The organism is Neorhizobium tomejilense, assembly GCF_964254135.1.
Lineage (GTDB): Bacteria > Pseudomonadota > Alphaproteobacteria > Rhizobiales > Rhizobiaceae > Neorhizobium > Neorhizobium tomejilense.
In genome coordinates this window covers 4,167,887-4,188,218 of record NZ_CAXUSO020000001.1, presented here as the reverse complement: position 1 = coordinate 4,188,218, position 20,332 = coordinate 4,167,887, and the positions used below count along the sequence as shown (strand labels likewise).

The 20,332-nt window shown below is 62.8% G+C and carries 21 protein-coding genes; 13 read left to right on the top strand and 8 right to left on the bottom strand.

Features of this window, described 5'->3' with window-relative positions:
- Positions 1 to 68: 68 nt before the first annotated feature.
- Complete coding sequence (locus tag ACSQ3G_RS20585; RefSeq protein ID WP_436111352.1) at positions 69 to 1,172, top strand: NADH:flavin oxidoreductase/NADH oxidase; 1,104 nt, start codon at positions 69 to 71, stop codon at positions 1,170 to 1,172.
- 5 nt (positions 1,173 to 1,177) lie between these two features.
- Here ACSQ3G_RS20585 and ACSQ3G_RS20580 read toward each other — a convergent pair whose 3' ends face one another.
- Genes ACSQ3G_RS20580 through ACSQ3G_RS20555 form a run of 6 tightly spaced genes read right to left on the bottom strand, consistent with a single transcriptional unit; the run spans position 1,178 to position 5,823 of the window.
- Positions 1,178 to 1,681 carry a hypothetical protein gene (locus ACSQ3G_RS20580; protein ID WP_436111351.1) on the bottom strand — a complete coding sequence of 168 codons (504 nt, stop codon included), beginning with the start codon at positions 1,679 to 1,681 and terminating at the stop codon, positions 1,178 to 1,180.
- Positions 1,678 to 2,298, bottom strand: a complete 621-nt coding sequence (locus tag ACSQ3G_RS20575; RefSeq protein ID WP_436111350.1) for a hypothetical protein — start codon at positions 2,296 to 2,298, stop codon at positions 1,678 to 1,680. The genes ACSQ3G_RS20580 and ACSQ3G_RS20575 overlap by 4 nt, the downstream gene beginning before the upstream one ends.
- On the bottom strand, positions 2,298 to 2,912 hold the full coding sequence (locus ACSQ3G_RS20570; RefSeq protein WP_436111349.1) for a hypothetical protein: 615 nt from the start codon (positions 2,910 to 2,912) through the stop codon (positions 2,298 to 2,300). Before ACSQ3G_RS20570 ends, ACSQ3G_RS20575 begins: the two co-directional genes overlap by 1 nt.
- A complete protein-coding gene (locus ACSQ3G_RS20565) occupies positions 2,909 to 3,670 on the bottom strand; it encodes an ABC transporter ATP-binding protein (RefSeq protein WP_436111348.1) in 762 nt (253 codons plus the stop codon). The genes ACSQ3G_RS20570 and ACSQ3G_RS20565 overlap by 4 nt, the downstream gene beginning before the upstream one ends.
- On the bottom strand, positions 3,667 to 4,728 hold the full coding sequence (locus ACSQ3G_RS20560; protein WP_436111347.1) for a FecCD family ABC transporter permease: 1,062 nt from the start codon (positions 4,726 to 4,728) through the stop codon (positions 3,667 to 3,669). The genes ACSQ3G_RS20565 and ACSQ3G_RS20560 overlap by 4 nt, the downstream gene beginning before the upstream one ends.
- Before the next feature lie 3 nt (positions 4,729 to 4,731).
- The gene (locus ACSQ3G_RS20555; protein WP_436111346.1) at positions 4,732 to 5,823 is read right to left on the bottom strand and encodes an ABC transporter substrate-binding protein; all 1,092 of its coding nucleotides are present in this window, start codon (positions 5,821 to 5,823) and stop codon (positions 4,732 to 4,734) included.
- A gap of 225 nt (positions 5,824 to 6,048) precedes the next feature.
- On the opposite strand from ACSQ3G_RS20555, the gene ACSQ3G_RS20550 reads away from it, so the two are divergent.
- The gene (locus ACSQ3G_RS20550; protein ID WP_436111345.1) at positions 6,049 to 6,606 is read left to right on the top strand and encodes a nucleoside 2-deoxyribosyltransferase; all 558 of its coding nucleotides are present in this window, start codon (positions 6,049 to 6,051) and stop codon (positions 6,604 to 6,606) included.
- Here the strand turns inward: ACSQ3G_RS20550 and ACSQ3G_RS20545 are convergent.
- A complete protein-coding gene (locus ACSQ3G_RS20545; protein ID WP_436111344.1) occupies positions 6,603 to 7,331 on the bottom strand; it encodes a GntR family transcriptional regulator in 729 nt (242 codons plus the stop codon). The genes ACSQ3G_RS20550 and ACSQ3G_RS20545 overlap by 4 nt on opposite strands.
- Positions 7,332 to 7,571: 240 nt before the next feature.
- Between ACSQ3G_RS20545 and ACSQ3G_RS20540 the strand changes: the two genes are divergently transcribed.
- From ACSQ3G_RS20540 to ACSQ3G_RS20515, 6 genes are all read left to right on the top strand, one after another.
- The gene (locus ACSQ3G_RS20540; RefSeq protein ID WP_436111343.1) at positions 7,572 to 8,663 is read left to right on the top strand and encodes an ABC transporter ATP-binding protein; all 1,092 of its coding nucleotides are present in this window, start codon (positions 7,572 to 7,574) and stop codon (positions 8,661 to 8,663) included.
- Between the two features lie 37 nt (positions 8,664 to 8,700).
- Positions 8,701 to 9,990: an ABC transporter substrate-binding protein gene (locus ACSQ3G_RS20535; protein WP_046669401.1), complete on the top strand. Its 1,290-nt coding sequence runs from the start codon at positions 8,701 to 8,703 to the stop codon at positions 9,988 to 9,990.
- Positions 9,991 to 10,136: 146 nt separating this feature from the next.
- The gene (locus ACSQ3G_RS20530) at positions 10,137 to 11,051 is read left to right on the top strand and encodes an ABC transporter permease (protein ID WP_436111342.1); all 915 of its coding nucleotides are present in this window, start codon (positions 10,137 to 10,139) and stop codon (positions 11,049 to 11,051) included.
- A 19-nt stretch (positions 11,052 to 11,070) separates the two neighbouring features.
- Positions 11,071 to 11,889, top strand: a complete 819-nt coding sequence (locus tag ACSQ3G_RS20525) for an ABC transporter permease (RefSeq protein WP_436111341.1) — start codon at positions 11,071 to 11,073, stop codon at positions 11,887 to 11,889.
- A gap of 5 nt (positions 11,890 to 11,894) precedes the next feature.
- A complete protein-coding gene (locus ACSQ3G_RS20520) occupies positions 11,895 to 12,641 on the top strand; it encodes an aspartate/glutamate racemase family protein (RefSeq protein WP_436111340.1) in 747 nt (248 codons plus the stop codon).
- A complete protein-coding gene (locus ACSQ3G_RS20515; RefSeq protein ID WP_436111339.1) occupies positions 12,638 to 13,474 on the top strand; it encodes a GNAT family N-acetyltransferase in 837 nt (278 codons plus the stop codon). Before ACSQ3G_RS20520 ends, ACSQ3G_RS20515 begins: the two co-directional genes overlap by 4 nt.
- Positions 13,475 to 13,522: 48 nt before the next feature.
- Here the strand turns inward: ACSQ3G_RS20515 and ACSQ3G_RS20510 are convergent, their stop codons facing one another.
- Entirely contained in the window at positions 13,523 to 14,344 is an 822-nt protein-coding gene (locus tag ACSQ3G_RS20510; protein ID WP_436111338.1) for a bifunctional allantoicase/(S)-ureidoglycine aminohydrolase, read from the bottom strand.
- A gap of 399 nt (positions 14,345 to 14,743) precedes the next feature.
- On the opposite strand from ACSQ3G_RS20510, the gene ACSQ3G_RS20505 reads away from it, so the two are divergent.
- From ACSQ3G_RS20505 to ACSQ3G_RS20485, 5 genes are all read left to right on the top strand, one after another.
- Complete coding sequence (locus ACSQ3G_RS20505; RefSeq protein ID WP_436111754.1) at positions 14,744 to 16,339, top strand: ABC transporter substrate-binding protein; 1,596 nt, start codon at positions 14,744 to 14,746, stop codon at positions 16,337 to 16,339.
- Positions 16,340 to 16,416: 77 nt separating this feature from the next.
- Positions 16,417 to 17,370, top strand: a complete 954-nt coding sequence (locus ACSQ3G_RS20500; protein WP_105416749.1) for an ABC transporter permease — start codon at positions 16,417 to 16,419, stop codon at positions 17,368 to 17,370.
- A gap of 3 nt (positions 17,371 to 17,373) precedes the next feature.
- Positions 17,374 to 18,267 carry an ABC transporter permease gene (locus ACSQ3G_RS20495; RefSeq protein WP_250809006.1) on the top strand — a complete coding sequence of 298 codons (894 nt, stop codon included), beginning with the start codon at positions 17,374 to 17,376 and terminating at the stop codon, positions 18,265 to 18,267.
- Entirely contained in the window at positions 18,264 to 19,325 is a 1,062-nt protein-coding gene (locus tag ACSQ3G_RS20490) for an ABC transporter ATP-binding protein (protein WP_436111337.1), read from the top strand. The genes ACSQ3G_RS20495 and ACSQ3G_RS20490 overlap by 4 nt, the downstream gene beginning before the upstream one ends.
- A 2-nt stretch (positions 19,326 to 19,327) precedes the next feature.
- A complete protein-coding gene (locus ACSQ3G_RS20485) occupies positions 19,328 to 20,293 on the top strand; it encodes an ABC transporter ATP-binding protein (protein WP_436111753.1) in 966 nt (321 codons plus the stop codon).
- Positions 20,294 to 20,332 lie beyond the last annotated feature (39 nt).

Below are 20,332 nucleotides of genomic sequence, written 5' to 3'. Positions count from 1 at the left end.
GGTGATCGATTTCCGGCGCAAGTCCATCCTCCCACCTCGGCGCCGACGATCGCGCAAAGGAACCCGTCATGGCCCAGCCCGCTCTCTTCACTCCGCTCCGTGTCCGCAACCTGGATCTCTCGAACCGCATCGTCATCGCGCCCATGTGCCAGTATTCGGCCGAGGACGGCTGCATGACCGATTGGCACCTCATCCATCTCGGCCAGCTCGCGCTCTCCGGTGCAGCGCTTCTGACGATCGAGGCAACCGGGGTCACGCCCGAAGGCCGCATCACCTATGCCGATGTCGGGCTTTACGACGATGCCACCGAGAAGGCGATGGCGCGCACGATCGACAGCATCCGCAAATGGTCGGACATGCCGATCTCGGTGCAGCTCGCCCATGCCGGCCGAAAGGCCTCGACCGACAAGCCCTGGTTTGGCGGCAGCCAGATCGCGCCGGACCACCCGAACGGCTGGCAGACCCAATCGGCTTCGGCGATCCCCTTCAATCCGAAATACGTGGCCCCCGTCGCGCTCGACAGGCAAGGCCTGAACAAGGTGCGCGACGCGTTTGCGGCTTCCGCCGTACGGGCGGCAAGGGTCGGGCTCGATGCGATCCAGATCCATGCGGCGCATGGCTACCTGCTGCATCAGTTCCTGTCGCCGCTCTCCAACCAGCGCACGGACGAATATGGCGGGTCGCTGGAAAACCGCATGCGCTTTCCGCTGGAAGTTTTCGACGCGGTGCGCCAGGCCTTTCCGTCGGACAAGGCGGTCACGGTGCGCGTCTCGGCGACCGACTGGGTCGATGGCGGCCTCGACATCGACCAGACCATCGCGTTTGCCCAGATGCTGGACGAGAGAGGCTGCGACGCGATCCACGTCTCGAGCGGCGGCCTGCATATCGAACAGAAGATTCCGCTCGGCCCGAGCTATCAGGTGCCGCTGGCGCGCGCCGTCAAGGCTGCGGTGAAGATGCCGGTCGTGGCCGTCGGGCTGATCACCGAACCGACCCAGGCGGAGGCGATCGTTTCGACCGGCGATGCGGATATCGTCGCGATCGCGCGCGCAGTGCTTTACGATCCGCGCTGGCCCTGGCATGCCGCAGCGGAACTCGGCGCCCAGGTGAAGCCGGCACCGCAATATCTCCGCTGCCAGCCGTCGCAGTTCAGGAACCTGTTCACGGCTTGAGAAGCTCAGGCCTCTTCGTAAACCGCGTCGGCCGGCAGCGCCAGCAGCCGGTCAGCCATCTCCTGCTTCAGCCAGACCAGGCGTTCCTCTTCGCCCGGCGTCCGGTCCGGTTTGCGGCTGACGATAATGAATTCCTCGCGGACATGGCCTTCCTTGAGCTGCAACGTCACCGTCTTGCCGCGATAGCTGAGCTCGAAGACATAGCGTTCGAGAATATTGCCGCGCTCGGGCTTTTCGAACCCGTGGTCGACCGTATAACGGCCTTCCGTCAGGCCGCGCGTCACCATTTCGAAGGCATCGCGGGCGCCCGGACCGCGAAACGCGGTGCGGATGACGATCTCGCGGCGCTCCGGCGGGCCGTCGGGGCTCAAGAGCGGCATGGCCCGCTGCATCACCTTGAAGGCATGGGCGACACCGCCCGGATAGCCGAAGCCGTGGAAATGCATCATGTCCGCATAGGTGTAGGAAAGCGGCTTGCCGTCTTCGAGAACGTTGATTTTGTCTGTCATTTTGTCCTTGCTCCGTCCAGCTCTTCGCGCATCCAGGGCAGGAAACCGTCCAGGAAACGAGTCGTCGCCGGCATGAAATGTGACCCGTGATGGAAACACGGGTCGAGGCTGGTGATGATCATGCGGCCGGGCGTCGTCACCTCGTCCACATAGAGAACGGGTTTTCCCTCGCCGTTGACGGCGAGCACGTCGACACCATCAGGCGGGTCGAACCAGCCATGCAGATGCCATGTGAGATCGTCTTGTCCAAGTCGATTGAACAGCGTGTGGCCGGGCGCGGCAATGCGGACGCCGAGATCGGCACCGGGCGTCAGCCACCACCACCAGTTCGTGGGCTGCGGCGTGAAGGCGATGCCGGGCAGGAAGACGTCCCAGTTCGTTTCGCCCGTCGCGACGATCGTGCCGCCCTGGCCGAGATAGGCGCGAAGCTGCGCGGCATGCGGCGCCAGGCGATCGGCCGGCGTGCGGCAGGGAATGAAGACGACAGCGTGTTCGGCAAGATCCACGGAAGCCAGGTCTTCCGGCCGCACGAGCACGTCGAAATGGTGGGCGTAACGCGGCGCTTCGAGGGTCTCGATATGGTAATAGGCGCCGGGATGGATCGCGAGAATGCTCATCAGTTCAGCTCTCCGGCAAGCCAGGCAACGGCGCGGCTCGCCAACTGCTTCTTGATTTCGGGGTCGTCGCCGCAGCCCCAGAATTCGTTGCCGGCGTGGGAGAGGAATTCCCCACCCTGCGGCCTCGCCCATACCCAATCGACCGGGGCTTTTGCGGGGCCGAGCGCATTGATGACGACAGCGCCTTCCGGCGGCGGATTGTAGCCGCGGCCATAGAAGCCGGCGACCCCATGGTTGGTTTCCAGCATCTTCTGGTCGATGCCGGCGAAGATCGGGTGCTCGTAAAGCCGGGACTGGACGAGATCCACCCGTTTTGGATCGGGGATCGGCCGGTAGGTGCCGAGTTCGGCCAGGATCGGGCGGAGGATATGCCCGTGATAGATCCACCGCCCGCCGCGATCGAGAAAAGCGGTAACGTCGGCCGCGAAACGTGTAAAACCGACCTGATCGAGATGGGTGGTGGTGATCAGCCCGCGCGCCGCCGCGAAATCGCCGCAGGTCAGCTCCATCTCGCGCACGACCCTCATGAGGCCGGAGGCGATGGCATCCGCAAACGCCGGCGGGGTCATCGAGTACGGCTCCTGGTAATGCGACTGGATCATCAGGATGGTCATGCGGCACGAATTCCTGCAAAGGCGGGCAGAACAGCCCGATGGGTTTCGCCGGAGGGGCCAGCCAGCTCGACGACGCGCATCGGCACGCCGTAAAGGTTTTCCAGGTGCTCCGGCGTGATCGTCTCGGCGACCGGGCCGAACAACGGCGGCTGGCCGCCCGGCATCATCAACAGCGCATCGTCGGCGGACGAAAGCGCGTGGTTCGGATCGTGGGTGGTGAAGACGATCGCCTTGTCGCGCGGCTGACGCAGCGTGTTGAGCAGCGCCAGCAGCCGTTCCTGATTATGCAGATCAAGGGCTGCCGCCGGTTCGTCGAGAACCAGCACCTGCGACCCCGTGGCGATCGCACGCGCAAGCAGCACGAGCTGGCGCTCGCCGCCGGAAAGGCGGTCGAAATAGTGATCGGCGAAACGCGCGGCGCCGGCCCGGTCCAGCGCCGAACGGGCGATCCCGAAATCCTCCGGTCCCGGCTGACCGAAAATGCCGAGATGAGCGGCACGGCCCATGACCACGACGTCAAGCGCGCGGTAACGCTGGTTGCTGGTGCCGGTCTGTGGCACATAACCGACAATATCGGGCGCGACCCTGCGGCCGGTATCGAGCTGCTGGAAACCGAGCATCGCCTTCAGCGTCGTGGTCTTGCCGCGTCCGTTCGGGCCAAGGACGGCGAGCGTGCGGCCGACCGGAACCGAGAAGCTCAAGCCCTCGATGATGGTGCGCAAACCGAAGCGGACGGTGGCGTCTTCGAGGCCGATCATGAGCCGTTCCTTTCGCGGTAGTGATTGCGCAGGAGCATCGCGAAAATCGGCGCGCCGACCAGGGCGGTAATGACCCCGAGCGGGATTTCGGCGGCGGTCGCGGTGCGGGCGAGCGTATCGATAATCACCATGAAGCCGGCACCGAGCACGACCGAGGCGGGCAACAGCGCACGATGGTCGTGACCGACCAGCAGGCGGGAGGCATGCGGAATGACGATGCCGATCCAGCCGATGGTGCCGGAGACAGCCACCTGGCTGCCGACGATGACGGCGATCAGCCCGAAGACCAGCCAGCGCTCGCGGTTCGTCCTGGCGCCAAGGCTCTGAGCTTCCGCTTCGTCCAGCGACAGGATGTTGAGGCGGAAACGCAGCATCCAGAGGAGCACGCCGCCGATGATGAGGCCGGGTGCTGCGATCAGGGTGCGCTCCCAGGTCGCGGTCGCGAAGGATCCCATCAGCCAGTAGACGATGGCGGGAAGCGAGGTGTTCGGGTCGGCGATAAATTGCAGCAGCGAGACGACGGCCGAGAACATCGAGCTGACCACGAGGCCGGAAAGGATCACCGTGATCGTTTCGCTGCGGCCGTTGACGCGCGCAATCAGGCCGACGAGGATGACGGCCGCCATGCCGGAAATGAAGACCATGGCGATCAGCGGGAAACCCCAGATGCCGAGCATGATGCCGAGCGCGCCGCCGAAGGCCGCTCCTTGCGAGATCCCAAGGATATCCGGCGAGACCAGCGGGTTGCGGAAAACGCCCTGCAGCGCCGCACCCGATAGCGCGAGCCCGGCGCCGGCGAGTGCCGCCAGCACGACGCGCGGCGCCCGGACCAGAAGTACGATGCGCTCCTCGATGGTGGTCAGTTCCCGCCATGGATCGGTCGCGCCGAGCCAGATCAGTTCCAGCGCCCGGCTGGCCGGAACCGAGAAACGGCCGACGCAGAGACTGACCACGAAGGCGACCGCAAACAGCGCCAGCAACGCTGCGAAAACCAGCGTCTGCCGGGCCAGATGCGAACGGACGATCGGAGCCGCCTCGTCTTCAGTCAGCGCAGCCATGACCTACTTCGCCTTGAACTGAGCGTAGTTGGCCGAGCCGCCCTGTTCCTTGATCCACAGTATGCCGTCGATATCGGCATCGGTGATGTCGTAGTTGTAGAGCGTCTTATAGGCGGTCTTCATCTCGGCACGGAGATCGTATTTGAAGACGTCCGGCTGGGTCAGGTTGGCCGTCCACATCCAGGCCAGCGGCGATTCCTGGTTCGGCGGATCCCAGCGATAGCCGCCGAGCGGCATCTTGTAGACGCGCTTGTTCCTGGCGGCCTTGGTCAGCGACAGGATCGGGTCACTATAGACCCAATCGACGTTGAGCCTGGCTTCGAAGGCGTTGAGGAAGATGACTTCCGGATCCCATTGGGCAATCTGCTCCTTGTTGATGCTCACCGTGCCGTTGAGTTCGGCCGAGGCGTTCCGGCCGCCGACGAGCTCCATGTACCAGGCGTTGTAGCTGCCCTTGGTTCCGGTCGTTGCAATCTCCGTCAGAGCGCGGGCGATATAAAGCGTGGTCGGCTTCTTGTCCTCCGGGATCGCCTTGGCTTTCGCCTCGATGTCCTTCTGGACCCGGTCGCGCCACTCGACCAGTTCCTTGATGCGCTCCGGCTTGCCGATCGCCCGGGAGGTCATGGTCATGTAGTCGCGGGTCAACTGCTCGGTGCCGTAGAGGATCAGCATGGCGTTGAGGCCGGCATTGGTGATCGGCGCGACGATATCGTTGCCGCGGCCGCCCCACTGGATGACGAGATCGGGGTTGGTCGCCGTCAGCGCCTCGATATTCGGCACGAAATTCGGAGCGGTCACGTCGGACGGAATGTCCTTGGTTTCCGGAAAGATCTTGCTCAGGATGCCTTCAAGCACAGCGCTTTTGGCGGTCGGGTTCATGCCGACGAGCCTCTTCGTCCCGCCATCGAGTGCGATCACCGTGGAAGCCATCGGGATGACAATCGAAACGATGCGCTCAGCCGCCTTGGCGAGTTTTATCTCGCGGTTTTCCTGGTCCTTGAAGATGATCTCCTGCGCCGCGGCGCCATGCGCCAGCAGGCCGGAAAGTGCGGCGGCCAGAAGGCCGCGCGAAGCGAAACGAGTGAGCGAAACCATGATCTATCCCCTGCCGGTAACGTCGTCGGGGAGCATTCCTAATGCGCGCGATTAAACTTGTCTACAAATCTCCACTTTTAAAACGCGCTTTCGCCCAACCTGGCGCAAAGAGATGAAATGAACAGTCTCCCGGCGGCTCAAGCCGGTCGCCCGGCGCATTCATGCTCGCAATGCATCGGACAGGACGCTATGGAACATTGGTACCAACCGATTCAAAGGATTTCCATGCCGACCATCTATCTTGCCGGCCCCGAAGTGTTTTTGCCCGACGCCCAGATCGTCATGGGCGAGAAACGCCGGCTCGCCCGCAGCTTCGGCTTTGAGCCGACCGGCCCGGGCAGCGACGAGAACCAGGCGCCCGTAGGCCAGCTGACGGCAACCGCAATCTACCAGCGCAACGACGACGCGATGCGGCGCGCGGATGTATGCCTCGCCAACATCACGCCGTTTCGCGGCATCAGCGCCGATCCCGGCACCGTCTATGAAATCGGCTTCATGGTCGCGCTCGGCAAACGGGTGTGGGCCTATACCAACCATCCCGACGACTATGGCACGCGGGTGCGGTCGATCTGGTATTCCGGGCTCGAAATCGACGAGAGCGGCGGGAGGCCTCGCGGCCCGGACGGTTTGTCGATCGAGAACCACGGCAAGGCCGACAACCTGATGATCGACATCGGCATCGAGGAAGGTGGCGGCCGGGTCATTCGCGCCGCCGCACTGCCGGCCGACCCGGAACGGGACCTGGCCGCCTATACCGAAGCCTTGCGACACTTGCGCGGTTAGGCGAGCGACAGGGCGTCCTTGAGACCCGAGCCCTGCTTCAACTGAAGATCGAGATCGGCTTCGATGTGGTCGATGTGGTGGATCATAAGCCTAGCGGCGCGCTCGCCCTCGCCTTTTTCCAGGGCATCTAGAACGGCGGTATGTTCCGAATGCCCACAGCTCGATACGCCGGAACGGCCATAGAGCGCGATCACCAGCGATGAACGCGCAACCAGCTCGTCCATGAAGCGCTGCAGGATGACATTGCCGGCAACGGAGGCCAGCATGAGGTGGAAATCGCCGGACGCCTTGATCTCGGCGCGGCGGGCGGCCGGACCGCGCTCGTTCAGAAAACGCTGCTCCTCGTCGAGCTGACGGCGGAACCTTGAAATGTCCCCAGGCGTGATGCGCTCGACCGCGGACGCGACGATGCCGGGCTCGATCAGCCGGCGGGACGCAAAAATCTGCCGCGCCTCCTCCGGCGACGGATTGGAGACGAAGGCGCCGCGATTACGCTCGGTCTTCACCAGGCCTTCGAAGGCGAGCATCTGCAAGGCGGCCCGGGCGACCGTGCGGCTGACGTCGAACAGGGAGCCGACTTCGCTTTCGGAAAGTTTCGTGCCGGGCGCCAGACGTCGGTCGATGATCGCATTCCGCAAGGATTCCCGAATCGCCATGGAACGATCTTCCTGGGAGCGATCCTCTGGCGCGGTATCCGTAAAATTGATTTTTTCGCTGATGTTCATTGCTGCGGTCCAATGTACGGCCTTTGTAACCTGAGTGTCTACAGGATGCCAAGCAACTTGTTTTTGATCCAATGCCAAGATTGCATACGATTTGCCCAATGGATCGAAAACGATCGCCTGATTTTTGCGCACCGGCAAAACCCGAACATTGACCCTTTCAGGTAAATTCAAGTCTTTCTAGACGTTTAATCGAGTTGGCATGGCTGATGCATAGACATATCAGACGCAAGGGAGCGCCTGATGAGCAAAGCCGCCGAAATCGACATCGCTTCAGTCTCAAAGATCTACGGAACAACCACGGCCGTTCATGCGATCAGCCTGAAGATTCCGGCCGGAACCTATTGCTGCCTGCTCGGTCCGTCCGGCTGCGGCAAGACCTCGACGCTCCGGATGATCGCCGGGCACGAGAGCATTTCCTCGGGCGACGTCCGCCTCGGCAATACCGTCGTCACCGACCTGCCGCCGGCGAAACGCGGCACGGCGATGATGTTCCAGTCCTACGCCCTATTCCCGCATCTCGACCTCGTCGACAACATCGCCTTCAGCCTCAAGATGAAGGGCGTCGACAAGGACGAGCGGCGCGCCAAGGCGATGGACATGCTGCGCCTGATGCAGCTCGAAGCCTATGCGACCCGCCGCCCGGCCCAGCTTTCCGGCGGCCAGCAGCAGCGCGTGGCACTTGCCCGCGCACTGATCACCGATCCGGAAGCGCTGCTTCTCGACGAACCGCTTTCGGCGCTCGATCCGTTCCTGAAGATCCGCATGCGCGCGGAATTGAAGAAGCTGCAGACCTCGCTCGGCATCACCTTCGTGCATGTGACGCACAGCCAGGAAGAGGCGATGGCGCTCGCCGACCTGATCGTCGTGATGAACGACGGCCGCATCGAGCAGGCCGCCCATCCGCGCGTGGTATTCGAAAAACCGGCGACCGCCTTCGTCGCCAAGTTCATGGGTGATCACAACGTCATCTCCGGCCGGGTGACGCAGAGTTCCGGCGACAAGCTGATGTTGTCGGTGCTCGCGGGCGGAGATTTCCTCGCCACCGACGACGGCGCGGCCGGGCTGACCGACACGGCCGACATCGCCATCCGCACCGACCATGTCCGCATCGGCCAGCCTTCCGAAAAAGGCCTCGGCTTCACCGGTTCCGTCTCGAACGTCGAATATCGCGGTTCTTCGGTAAAACTCTCGGTCAACGGCGCGGGCATCGAGGATTTCACCGCGATCCTGACCGACGCCGAATTTTTCGCCAATCCGGTCAAGGTCGGAGAAGCGATCCCCCTTTCCTGGGGCCGCGAGGACGCCATCGTCCTCGGCCGCCTCAAGAACTGATGCCAAACACAAAAACTCAACAGAGGAGAACATGGCAATGACTGAGACCAAGAAACCAACCAAGGGCATTTCGCGCCGCACGCTTCTGAAGACGGCGTCCGCGGCAGCCGGTCTTGCCGCCGGCTCCGGCGCCATCACCGGCTTCCCGACCATCTGGGCCCAGAACCCGATCACGCTGCGCCAGTTCGGCACCGGTGTTTCGAACCTCAACGCGATCGCCGAGAAGTGCAAGGCCGACCTCGGCATCACGCTCGAAATGACCGCGACGGACTCTGACGCGGCCGCCCAGCGCGCCGTCACCCAGCCGAACTCTTACGACATCGCCGATATCGAGTACTGGATCTTGAAGAAGGTCTATCCGGCCGGCGTCATCCAGCCGATGGATACGACCAAGCTCAAGTATTACGACAAGATCGTGCCGCTGTTCAAAAACGGCAAGCTGAAGCCGGACAGCGTGATCGCGCAAGGGACCGCGCCGCACACGGTCGGTTATGTCGCAAAGCCCGGCGACAAGACGTTCGCCAAGGAAGAAACCAAGTGGTTCACGATGGTTCCGACCATCTACAACGCCGACACGCTCGGCATCCGCCCGGACCTCGTCGGCCGCGAGATTTCGACCTGGGCCGATATCATGGACCCGAAGTTCAAGGGCAAGGCCTCGATCCTCAACATCCCGTCGATCGGCATCATGGATGCCGCGATGATCATGGAAGCCATGGGCAACATCAAGTATGCCGACAAGGGCAACATGACCAAGGCGGAAATCGACAAGACGATCGACTTCCTGATCAAGGCCAAACAGGCAGGCCAGTTCCGCGCCTTCTGGAAGTCGTTCGACGAGAGCGTCAACCTGATGGCCTCAGGCGAGGTCGTCATCCAGTCCATGTGGTCGCCGGCCGTCGCCGCCGTCCGCTCCAAGGGCATCGCCTGCAAATACCAGCCACTCAAGGAAGGTTACCGCTCGTGGGGCGGCGGTCTGGGACTTGCCGCGCACCTCTCCGGTGCCAAGCTCGACGCTGCCTATGAGTATATCAACTGGTACACGTCCGGCTGGGTCGGCGCCTATCTCAATCGCCAGGGCTACTATTCGGCTGCGATGGAAACCGCCAAGGCACACATGTCTGCCGACGAATGGGGCTACTGGATCGAAGGCAAGGCTGCCAAGGGCGATATCGTCGCTCCGGACGGCAAGGTCATGGAAAAGGCCGGCGCAATCCGCGACGGCGGCTCCTTCGAGGAACGCATGGGCCACGTGGCCTGCTGGAACTCGGTGATGGACGAGGACCGCTACATGGTCCGCCGCTGGAACGAATTCATCGCAGCGTAAGGCGTTCTCCGACCTGTCCCCTCCCCCTTGTGGGGAGGGTTAGGGAGGGGCGTTCTCCTGAAACCCCTCCCGGCCTGCCGGCCACCCTCCCCACAAGGGGGAGGGAAACCCGCTGCACCGCTGAAGCCTCCAGAGGGAGACAAGACATGGCGACGATTGCATCATCCGAGCCGGAAACGGCCGAAGAGAACACGAAGCCCAGAAGCTTTCGTCTGTCGCCGGCGCTGGTCTCCTATCTTCAAGCGACGCCGCTGGCACTGATCCTCGGGGCCTTCCTGCTGCTGCCGATCCTGATGATTACAGTCGTCAGCTTCTGGGACTACGACTTCGCCCAGATGTATCCGGATTTCCTGTCGATGAACTATGCCGAGACGCTCGGCTCGTGGGTGACCTGGAAGACCTACTTGAACACGCTGAAATTTGCCTTCCTGGTCTGGGCGATCACGCTGTTCGTCGGGTTCTGGGTCGCCTATTTTCTGGCCTTTCACATCCGCACTACCGCCATGCAGATGGTGCTCTTCCTCGTCTGCACCGTGCCGTTCCTGACGTCGAACATCATCCGCATGATCTCGTGGATCCCGGTGCTCGGGCGCAACGGTCTCGTCAACACGACGCTGATCAATGCGGGTATCGTCCCAGAACCGGTCGAATGGCTGCTCTATTCGGATTTCGCGGTGGTGCTCGCGATGGTGCATCTCTACACGCTGTTCATGGTGACGCCGATCTTCAACACGCTGATGCGCATCGACAAGTCGCTGGTCGAAGCCGCGCGCGACGCCGGCGCCACGAGCACCCAGATCCTCACCAACGTCATCATTCCGCTTGCCAAGCCCGGCATGGCGATCGGCACCATCTTCGTCGTGACGCTTGTCATGGCCGACTTTTCGACGGTTCAGGTGATGTCCGGGGGTCAGAGCGCCTCGGTGGCGCTGATGATGAAGAACCAGATGTCGCTGCTTCAATACCCGGCAGCGGCGGCCAACGCGGTCGTGCTGCTCGTCCTCGTTCTCCTGATGGTCGCGGGCATTCTCCGCATCGTCGACATCCGCAAAGAACTTTAGGAAAAAGGGGAGCTCTGAGATGCACAGCGACAAGCGCGGCCGCGAATTCTACCTTCTCGCCATCTTCTTCATCGTCTTCGTGCTGTTCCTTTACGGCCCGCTTTCGGCGATCCTGATCCTCTCCTTCCAGGGGCCGAACGGCGGTCTCACCTTCCCGCTGAACGGCGTGTCGCTGCGCTGGTTCGCCAACCTGTTCGAGACCCAGGCGGTCGGGGATTTCGGCGGTTCGTTCCGGCGCTCCGCGATACTCGGCATCATGGTGATGATCGTCACCGTCGTCGTTTCGCTGCTCGCAGGCCTGGCCTTCCGCCGCCGCTTCATCGGCTCCACCGCGCTGTTCTATCTGGCGGTCGCCAGCCTCGTGGTGCCGTCGATCATCATCTCGCTCGGCATCGGCGTCGTATTCCAACAGCTCGGTTTCCAGCCGTCCTGGTATACGTCCGCCTTCGGTGCACACCTCACCTGGACGCTGCCCTTCGGCGTCTTGATCATGTTCGCCGTCTTCAACCGCTTTTCGCCCGCCTACGAGGAAGCCGCGCGCGATCTCGGCGCTTCGTCCTGGCAGACCTTCCGCCATGTCGTGCTGCCGATGATCGCGCCCAGCCTCATCGGCGTCGGCCTGTTCGGCTTCACGCTGTCCTATGACGAATTCGCCCGTACGCTGATGACGGCAGGTTCGTTCAACACGTTGCCGCTCGAAATCTACGGCATGACGACCAATGTCACGACGCCGGTGCTCTACGCGCTCGGCACGGTGACGACGGTGTTCTCCTTCCTCGTCATCGCCGGCACGCTCGGCCTGATCGTCCACCTCAATCGCCGCCGCTTGCGGTCGTGAACAGAATGCGCATTCTTGTCGTAAACCCGAATACCACCGCCAGCATGACGGCGACGATCGCCGATTCCGCAACCCGCGTCGCCAATGCCGGCACCGAAATCCTTGCCGTCACCTCCTCCATGGGGCCGGTCTCGATCGAGGGCTATTATGACGAGGTCTTCGCGGTACCAGGCCTGTTGATCGAGATCGCCAAGGGCGAGAAGGCCGGCGCCGACGCGGCGATCATCGCCTGTTTCGACGACACGGGTCTCGACGCCGCACGGGCACTGGCCAACATTCCTGTGGTCGGCATCTGCGAAGCGGCACTCGCCACCACCGCCTTCATCGCCCAGCGCTTTACCATCGTCACCACCATGGAACGCTCGCGCCTGCCGCTCGAACACCTAGTTCATCGTTACGGCATGGCCGGACGATGCAAGGTGCGGGCTGCCGATATTCCGGTCCTGTCATTGGAAGACCCGAATTCCAACGCCCGCGACCGGCTGCGCAAAGAAATCTCGGCTGCGCTCAGCGAGGATAGGGCGGAGGCGATCGTGCTCGGCTGCGCCGGCATGGCCGATCTCACGGCCGAACTGCGCCGCGAATTCGGTGTGCCTGTGATAGACGGCGTCGCGGCGGCGGTGAAACAGGCCGAGGCGCTGGTGACATTGGGCTTGTCGACCGCCAAACGTGGAGCCTATGCTTCGCCGGTCCGCAAACCCTATAAAGGCCTGCTCGAAGATTTCGAGCCCGGGAAACTCGCCGCCAAATGAAGACTCACTCGACCATTCGCGCGCTCACCACCTCCGAGGTCGAACAGCTCGTCGACTGGGCGCGGATCGAGGGCTGGAACCCGGGCCTTGCCGATGCGCCGGCTCTTCATGCCGCCGATCCTCAAGGTTTCATCGGTTGCTTTGTGGACGGGCAGATGGTGGCCGGCATATCCGCAGTCCGCTACGGTTCCGATTTCGGTTTTATCGGCCTGTACATCACCCAGCCCGATTTTCGCGGCAAAGGTTTTGGCAGAAAGGTCTGGGATGCCGGCATGGCGCATCTCGACGGCCGGACGATCGGCCTCGACGGCGTGCCGGAACAGCAGGCGAACTATCGCAGCATGGGCTTCGAGCTGGCCTACGAGACGTTTCGCTGGAGCGGCAGCCTTGCCGGAAGCCGCGATGCCGATGTAACCGCGATCACTGACGATCTTGTGCCCGCCATTCTTGGTTATGACCAAGCTTTCTTCCCTGCGGAGCGCGGCGCTTTCCTGACCGCCTGGCTGAAGCCGCCGCGGGCTGCCAAGGTCATCATCCGTGACGGCAATGTCTGCGGCTATGCGGTCTGCCGCAAATGCCATGACGGCTACAAGATCGGCCCGCTGTTTGCCCAGACCGCCGCCGACGCGCAAAAACTGCTGAGCGCCTGCGCCGGGGAGATCGGCAACGAAACCATGCATGTCGACGTCCCGGCCCTGCAGACGGAGTTTTCAGCCTATCTCAAGGCCCATCGTTTCGTGAAAGGCTTCACGACCGCGCGGATGTATCGCGGCCCAGTGCCGGCGGTGCGTATGACGGGCGTGTTCGGGATTACCACTCTCGAGCTCGGCTGACAGCGGCGTCCCGATGACAGGACGCCACTCGCGCTCGTCAAGCAGCGACTACCACAGTTCCGTGTGGCGGTTGACGTCCTTGTAGAGCAGGTAACGGAAGCGGCCGGGGCCGCCGGCATAACAGGCCTGCGGGCAGAAGGCGCGCAGCCACATGTAGTCGCCGGCTTCGACCTCGACCCAATCCTGATTGAGCCTGTAGACTGCCTTGCCTTCGAGAACGTAGAGGCCATGCTCCATCACATGGGTCTCCATGAAGGGGATGGTCGCGCCCGGCTCCAGGGTGACGATGTTGAGATGCATGTCGTAGCGGACGTCGGAGGTATCGACGAAACGGGTTGTCCCCCAACGGTCTCCGGTGTCCGGCATCCATGAAATCGGGTGTTCGTCTTCATGGGTGAAGACCGCCGGCGGAGCTTCCAGGCCCTCGACCGCCTGAAAGGCCTTGCGGACCCAGTGGAACTTGACTGGCGCCGTGCCGCGATTGCGCAGCGTCCACGGCGATCCGGCCGGGATATAGGCAAAGGAGCCTGCCCTCAGCGCATGATCGCTTCCGGCGAACTCGATGGACATCTCGCCCTCGACGACGAAGATTGCCGCCTCGGCGCGCGCGTTGGGTTCCGGCCGGTCACTTCCGCCTCCGGGCTGAACTTCCACGATGTATTGCGAGAACGTCTCCGAAAATCCCGTCATCGGACGGGAGATGATCCATGCCCGGGTTCCCTGCCAATGGGGAAGCAGGCTGGCCACGATGTCCGACATGACGGTTCGTGGGATGACCGCATAGGATGTCGTGAAAACAGCCTTGCTGGAAAGAAGATCGGTCTGCGGCGGCAAACCGCCGAGGTTCGAATAATAATCTCTGTTGGTCATGGGTCTGTTTTGCGGTCCAATTTCGCGGCGTCTGATACGCATATGCTTTAAGCGCCGCGTGCCTCTAAGCAACCAATAAATTCGAGCCGACAAGCCGTGGCTCCAAGATTCCGCCACACATCGGCCCGCTGCGGCTACCGGCGCGGCATTTTTCGGCAGACGCCTCGCATTCTCGCCATAGAATTCGGCACGAGCCGTCCGTATCTCGAAATCAAGCTCATCTATCTGCGCTATTCCTTTTGGAGATAAGTGAAATCCTGGTTTCACAGAAATTGGCATGAAATCTGCTTCTCCTTTGATGACTGGCTCAAAGTCCAGCGACTTCAATAAAGAGGGAACAGCATGACCAACACATCATCGAGTAGCCGGCACGGCCTCGGCATTTTCCGGAACCTGCGGATGACGACGGTATTTGGCGCGACCGCGGCAGCACTCCTTGCAGCCGCCGCGACCCCCGCACTGGCGGCTGGAACGCTACGCATCGGCATGACCGCTTCCGATATCCCGCTCACCACCGGCCAGACCGACCAGGGCGGCGAAGGCCAGCGCTTCATGGGTTATACGGTCTACAATTCTCTGATCGAATGGGACCTTTCGAAAGCCGACAAGCCATCCGCCCTCATTCCGAGCCTTGCGGCATCCTGGCAGGTCGATCCGGCCGACAAGACAAAATGGGCCTTCAAGCTCCGCGACGGCGTCAAATTCCATGACGGCAGCGCCTTCGACGCGAATGCAGTCGTCTGGAACCTCGACAAGCTTCTGAAGGCGGACGCACCGCAGTTCGACAAGCGCCAGGCGGCCCAGGGCAAGTCGCGCATCCCGGCGGTCGTTTCCTACAAGGTCGTGGATCCCCTGACGGTCGAAATCACCACCAACACGCCGGATGCGACGCTTCCCTACCAGCTGAGCTGGATCCTGATTTCCTCACCGGCAAACTGGGAAAAGCAGGGCAAGAACTGGGATACGGTTGCCCAGAAACCTTCCGGCACCGGCCCATGGAAGATGGAAAGCGGCTTTACGCCGCGCGAACGGGCCGAACTGACGCCCAACAAGGACTACTGGGACAAGGCGCGCGTTCCCAAGCTCGACAAGCTCGTCCTGATCCCGCTGCCGGAACCCAATACCCGTGTCGCGGCACTTCGCTCCGGCCAGGTCGACTGGATCGAGGCTCCCGCCCCGGATTCGGTAAAATCACTGAAGGAGGCCGGTCTCAAGATCATCACCAATTCCTATCCGCATAACTGGACCTGGCACCTGTCGCGCATCGACGGTTCCCCGTGGAACGATATCCGCGTCCGGAAGGCCGCAAACCTTGCCGTTGACCGCGCTGGCCTCAACGAGCTTCTCGGCGGCCTTTCCGTTCCCGCGCAAGGCTACATGCCGCCCGGGCACCAGTGGTTCGGCAAGCCGACCTTCAAGGTGGAATACAATGTCGAGGAAGCCAAGAAGCTGATGAAGGAAGCGGGTTACGGCCCCGACAAGCCGCTCAAGACCAAGGTCATCATTTCCTCGTCCGGCTCTGGCCAGATGCTGCCGTTGCAGATGAACGAATATATCCAGCAGACGCTTGCCGAAGTCGGCATCAATATCGAATACGAGGTCGCCGACTGGAACACCGTCATCAACATCTGGCGGGCGGGTGCCAAGGATCCGAGCGCCAAAGGCGCCACCGCGGTCAACTACAGCTACTTCATCCAGGACCCCTTCACCGCAATGATCCGCCAGTCGCAGTGCAAGCTCGCCCCGCCGACCGGCACCAACTGGGGTTATTATTGCGACAAGGACATGGATGCGCTGTTCGACAAGGTGCGCAACACCTTCGATCCCGTGGAGCAGGACAAGGTGATGCAGCAGGTGCACGAGAAATACGTGAACGATGCGCTGTTCCTGATGGTGACGCATGACGTCAACCCCCGCGCCATGACCGCCAAGGTCAAGGGCTTCGTCCAGGCACAGAACTGGTTCCAGGATTTTTCGACGATTACCGTGGAGTAATCCCGAGCAGGCGGCGCGCCGGGCGATCGGCGCGCCGCCTTTCATGATGCCCGATCAACCTCCCCGGTGAGGACACCATGCTGCTCTATGCCCTGAAACGGCTTCTGCACGTCATTCCCGTCACGATCGGCGTGAGCATCGTATGCTTCATGCTGATCCATATCGCGCCGGGCGATCCGCTCGCAGCGATCCTGCCTTCGGATGCCTCCGCCGAGCTGCAGACACAGATGCGCAGCTTCTACGGCCTCGACCGGCCGCTTCCGGTCCAATATGCCCTTTGGGCATGGCATGCGCTGCAAGGCGATCTCGGCACCTCGATCGCCAGCGGTCGGCCGGTGCTGAACGAGATCCTCGATGCATCTGTCAATTCCATCATCCTTGCCCTGGCTGCCGCCGTTATCGGCTTCGTGGCAGGTTCTTCCCTGGGCTTCCTTGCCGGCGTCTTCCGCGGAGGCTGGGTGGATCGCCTGGCATCGGCGGTTTCGATGCTCGGCGTCAGCGTGCCTCATTATTGGCTCGGCATGGTGCTGGTCATCGCTTTTTCCGTCACCCTCGGCTGGCTGCCGGCCATGGGCGGCGGGCCGGAGGGATCGTCGGGCCGAGCCTTAAGCTGGGCATATCTGCAGTTCCTCATCCTGCCTGCGGTCACCATGTCGGTCATCCCGATGGGCATCATCGCCCGCACCATCCGCTCGCTGGTCGCCGATATCCTCTCCCAGGATTTTACCCAGGCACTCGCCGCCAAGGGGCTGATGACACCGCAGATCCTGCGCCACGTGGTGCGCAACGCCGCGCCGACCGCGCTCTCGGTCATGGGGCTGCAGCTCGGTTATCTGCTCGGCGGCTCGATCCTGATCGAGACGGTTTTCTCCTGGCCCGGAACCGGCTTCCTGCTGAACGGCGCGATCTTCACCCGCGACCTGCCCATCCTGCAGGGTACGATCCTGGTGCTCGCCATGTTCTTCGTTTTCCTCAACCTCGTCGTCGACGTGCTGCAGAGCGCAATCGATCCCCGCATCCAGAGGAGCTGACACATGGCTGTCGTCACCGCAGACATCGCGGCCCCTTCCCCTGCCGCCATCGCCAAGTCCCCCGGCTTCTGGAGCGGCGTGCTGCGCCGCATCTGCCGCGACCCGGTCGCCATGACGGCCCTCGCTATTCTTCTGATCCTGGTGCTGATCGCTATTTTCGCCCCCTATATCGCGCCTTACGATCCCTCCAAGGGCAGCGTCATCCGCCGCCTCAAGCCGATCGGCACGCCAGGCTATATCTTCGGCACGGACGAACTCGGCCGCGACATGCTCTCCCGGCTGATCTATGGCGCGCGGCTCTCGCTGATCATGGGCGTCATTCCGGTACCGATTGCCTTCATCATCGGCTCGACGATCGGGATCGTCGCCGGTTATGCCGGCGGCATCGTCAACACGCTGATCATGCGCACGGTCGACGTTTTCTACGCCTTTCCGTCGGTCCTTCTGGCCGTGGCGCTGTCGGGCGCACTCGGCTCGGGGCTCACCAACGCGCTCGTTTCGCTGACAGTCGTCTTCATCCCGCAGATCGCCCGCGTCGCCGAAAGCGTCACCACCCAGGTCCGCAAGCTCGACTACGTGGACGCGGCGCGTGCCTCCGGCGCCCCGCCGATGACGATCATCCGCGTCCATATCCTCGGCAATGTGCTCGGCCCGATCTTCGTCTTTGCCACGAGCCTGATATCCGTCTCGATGATCCTCGCCTCGGGCCTCTCTTTCCTCGGCCTCGGCGTGCGGCCGCCGGACGCCGAATGGGGGCTGATGCTGAACACGCTTCGCACGGCGATCTACAACAACCCGTTCGTCGCGGCCCTGCCCGGCCTGATGATCTTCATCACCTCGATTTGCTTCAACCTTTTCTCAGACGGGCTGCGCGCAGCCATGGATGTGAAGTCATGATTAGCATCGTCGAAGAACCTGCCTACGATCTTCCCGTCGGCGAAAGGGGCGGGCCCGCGCAGCCGCTCATCTCCGCGCGCGGCCTCATCAAGCATTTCCCGGTCAAGGGTAGCGGTTTCATGAAGCCGAAGAAGGTCGTCCGCGCCGTCGACGGCGTGGATTTCGATATATTCAAGGGCGAGACGCTCGGGGTCGTCGGAGAAAGCGGCTGCGGCAAGTCCACCACGGCGCGGTTGCTGATGCAGCTCATCTTGCCTGACCGAGGCGAGATCCTGTTCGACGGTGAGACGGTTGGCGGCGCGCTGCCGCTTTCCGATTATCGCCGCCAGGTCCAGATGGTCTTTCAGGACAGCTACGCCTCGCTCAACCCCCGGCTGACGATTGAAGAATCCATCGCCTTTGCGCCGCGCGTGCATGGCATTGCCGCGAGCAGGGCGATTGCCAGGGCCCACGACCTGCTGCACCGGGTCGGGCTGGAGCCGTCGCGCTTTGCCGGCCGTTACCCGCACGAACTGTCGGGCGGACAGCGGCAGCGCGTCAACATCGCCCGCGCGCTTGCGCTCGAACCGCGGCTCATCATCCTCGACGAAGCCGTGTCGGCGCTCGACAAGTCGGTAGAGGCCCAGGTCCTGAACCTGCTCCTCGACCTGAAGCGGGATTTCGGCCTGACTTACCTGTTCATCTCCCACGACCTCAACGTCGTGCGCTTCATGTGCGACCGGGTGATGGTCATGTATCTCGGCAAGGTGGCCGAGATCGGCAGCCGCGATGCGATCTTCGAGAACACCCGCCATCCCTATTCCGCGGCGCTGCTGGCCTCGATGCCAAAGATGGACCCCGCCGAAAGAACCTCCGAGCCGCCGCTCTCGGGCGACCCGCCGAACCCGATCGATCCGCCGCCGGGCTGTCGGTTCCATACCCGCTGTTCGTTCGCCGAGAGCATCTGCAGCGAGAATTTGCCGCCGCTTGCCAGCGTCTCCGAAAGCCAGTCCGCAGCCTGCCTGATGTCGGTACCTGGCTCACGCCACAGCCGTGCGCCGGCATTGATGGAGGCATGACCATGCAAACCGACGCGATGATCGACATTCGCAATCTTTCGGTGACGTTCAACCGCGGCCGAAAGCCCGTCAAAGCCGTCAACGGCGTCAGTCTTTCGGTACAGCCAGGCGAGGTTGTTGCGCTGCTCGGCGAATCCGGGTCCGGCAAGAGCGTCACCATGCGCTCGCTGCTGCGCCTGCACCCCAAAGGCACGACGATCGAAGGCTCGATGACGGTCGCCGGTCGCGATGTGACGGGATTGACGGCCAAGGATCTCGGTGCCTTTCGCGGCGCCGTTGCCTCGATGGTCTTCCAGGAGCCGCGGTTGGCACTCGACCCCGTCTACACGCTTGGCCGCCAGATAGAAGAAACCATCATGCGGCATGAGGGCATCTCGCGCTCGCAGGCGGCGGCGCGCGCGCTTGCCCTCTTCCAGAAGGTCAAGATCCCCTCCCCGGAGCGCCGGCTGCAAAACTATCCGCATGAAATGTCGGGCGGCATGCTGCAGCGGTCGATGATCGCCATGGCGCTCGCCTGCAATCCGAAGGTCCTGCTCGCCGACGAACCGACCACGGCCCTCGATGCGACGGTCCAGATCCAGATCCTCCTGCTGATCCGCGATTTGCAGAAGGAATATGGGCTCTCCGTCATCTTCGTCACGCATGATATCGGCGTTGCGGCGGAAGTCGCGGACCGGATCGCGGTGATGTATGCCGGGCGGATCGTCGAGGAAGGCAGGGTCGCCGACATCATCCGCGAACCGAGGCACCCCTATACCAAGGGTCTGCTCGGCGCCCGCGTCGAACTTGCCCATGGACGCGACCGGCTGATCACCATCCCTGGGGCACCGCCGGACCTGGCCGCCATGCCGCCCGGTTGCGCCTTCGCGCCGCGCTGCGCCCAGGTTTCCGATCTCTGCCGCACGGAAGTACCGGCCTTGATGCCGGTCGGCGGGGCCGGCAGCGTCGCCTGCGTGCAATGTGCCTGAACGCCAAAGATGATGAGAGACGATAACAAGGCAGGAGGG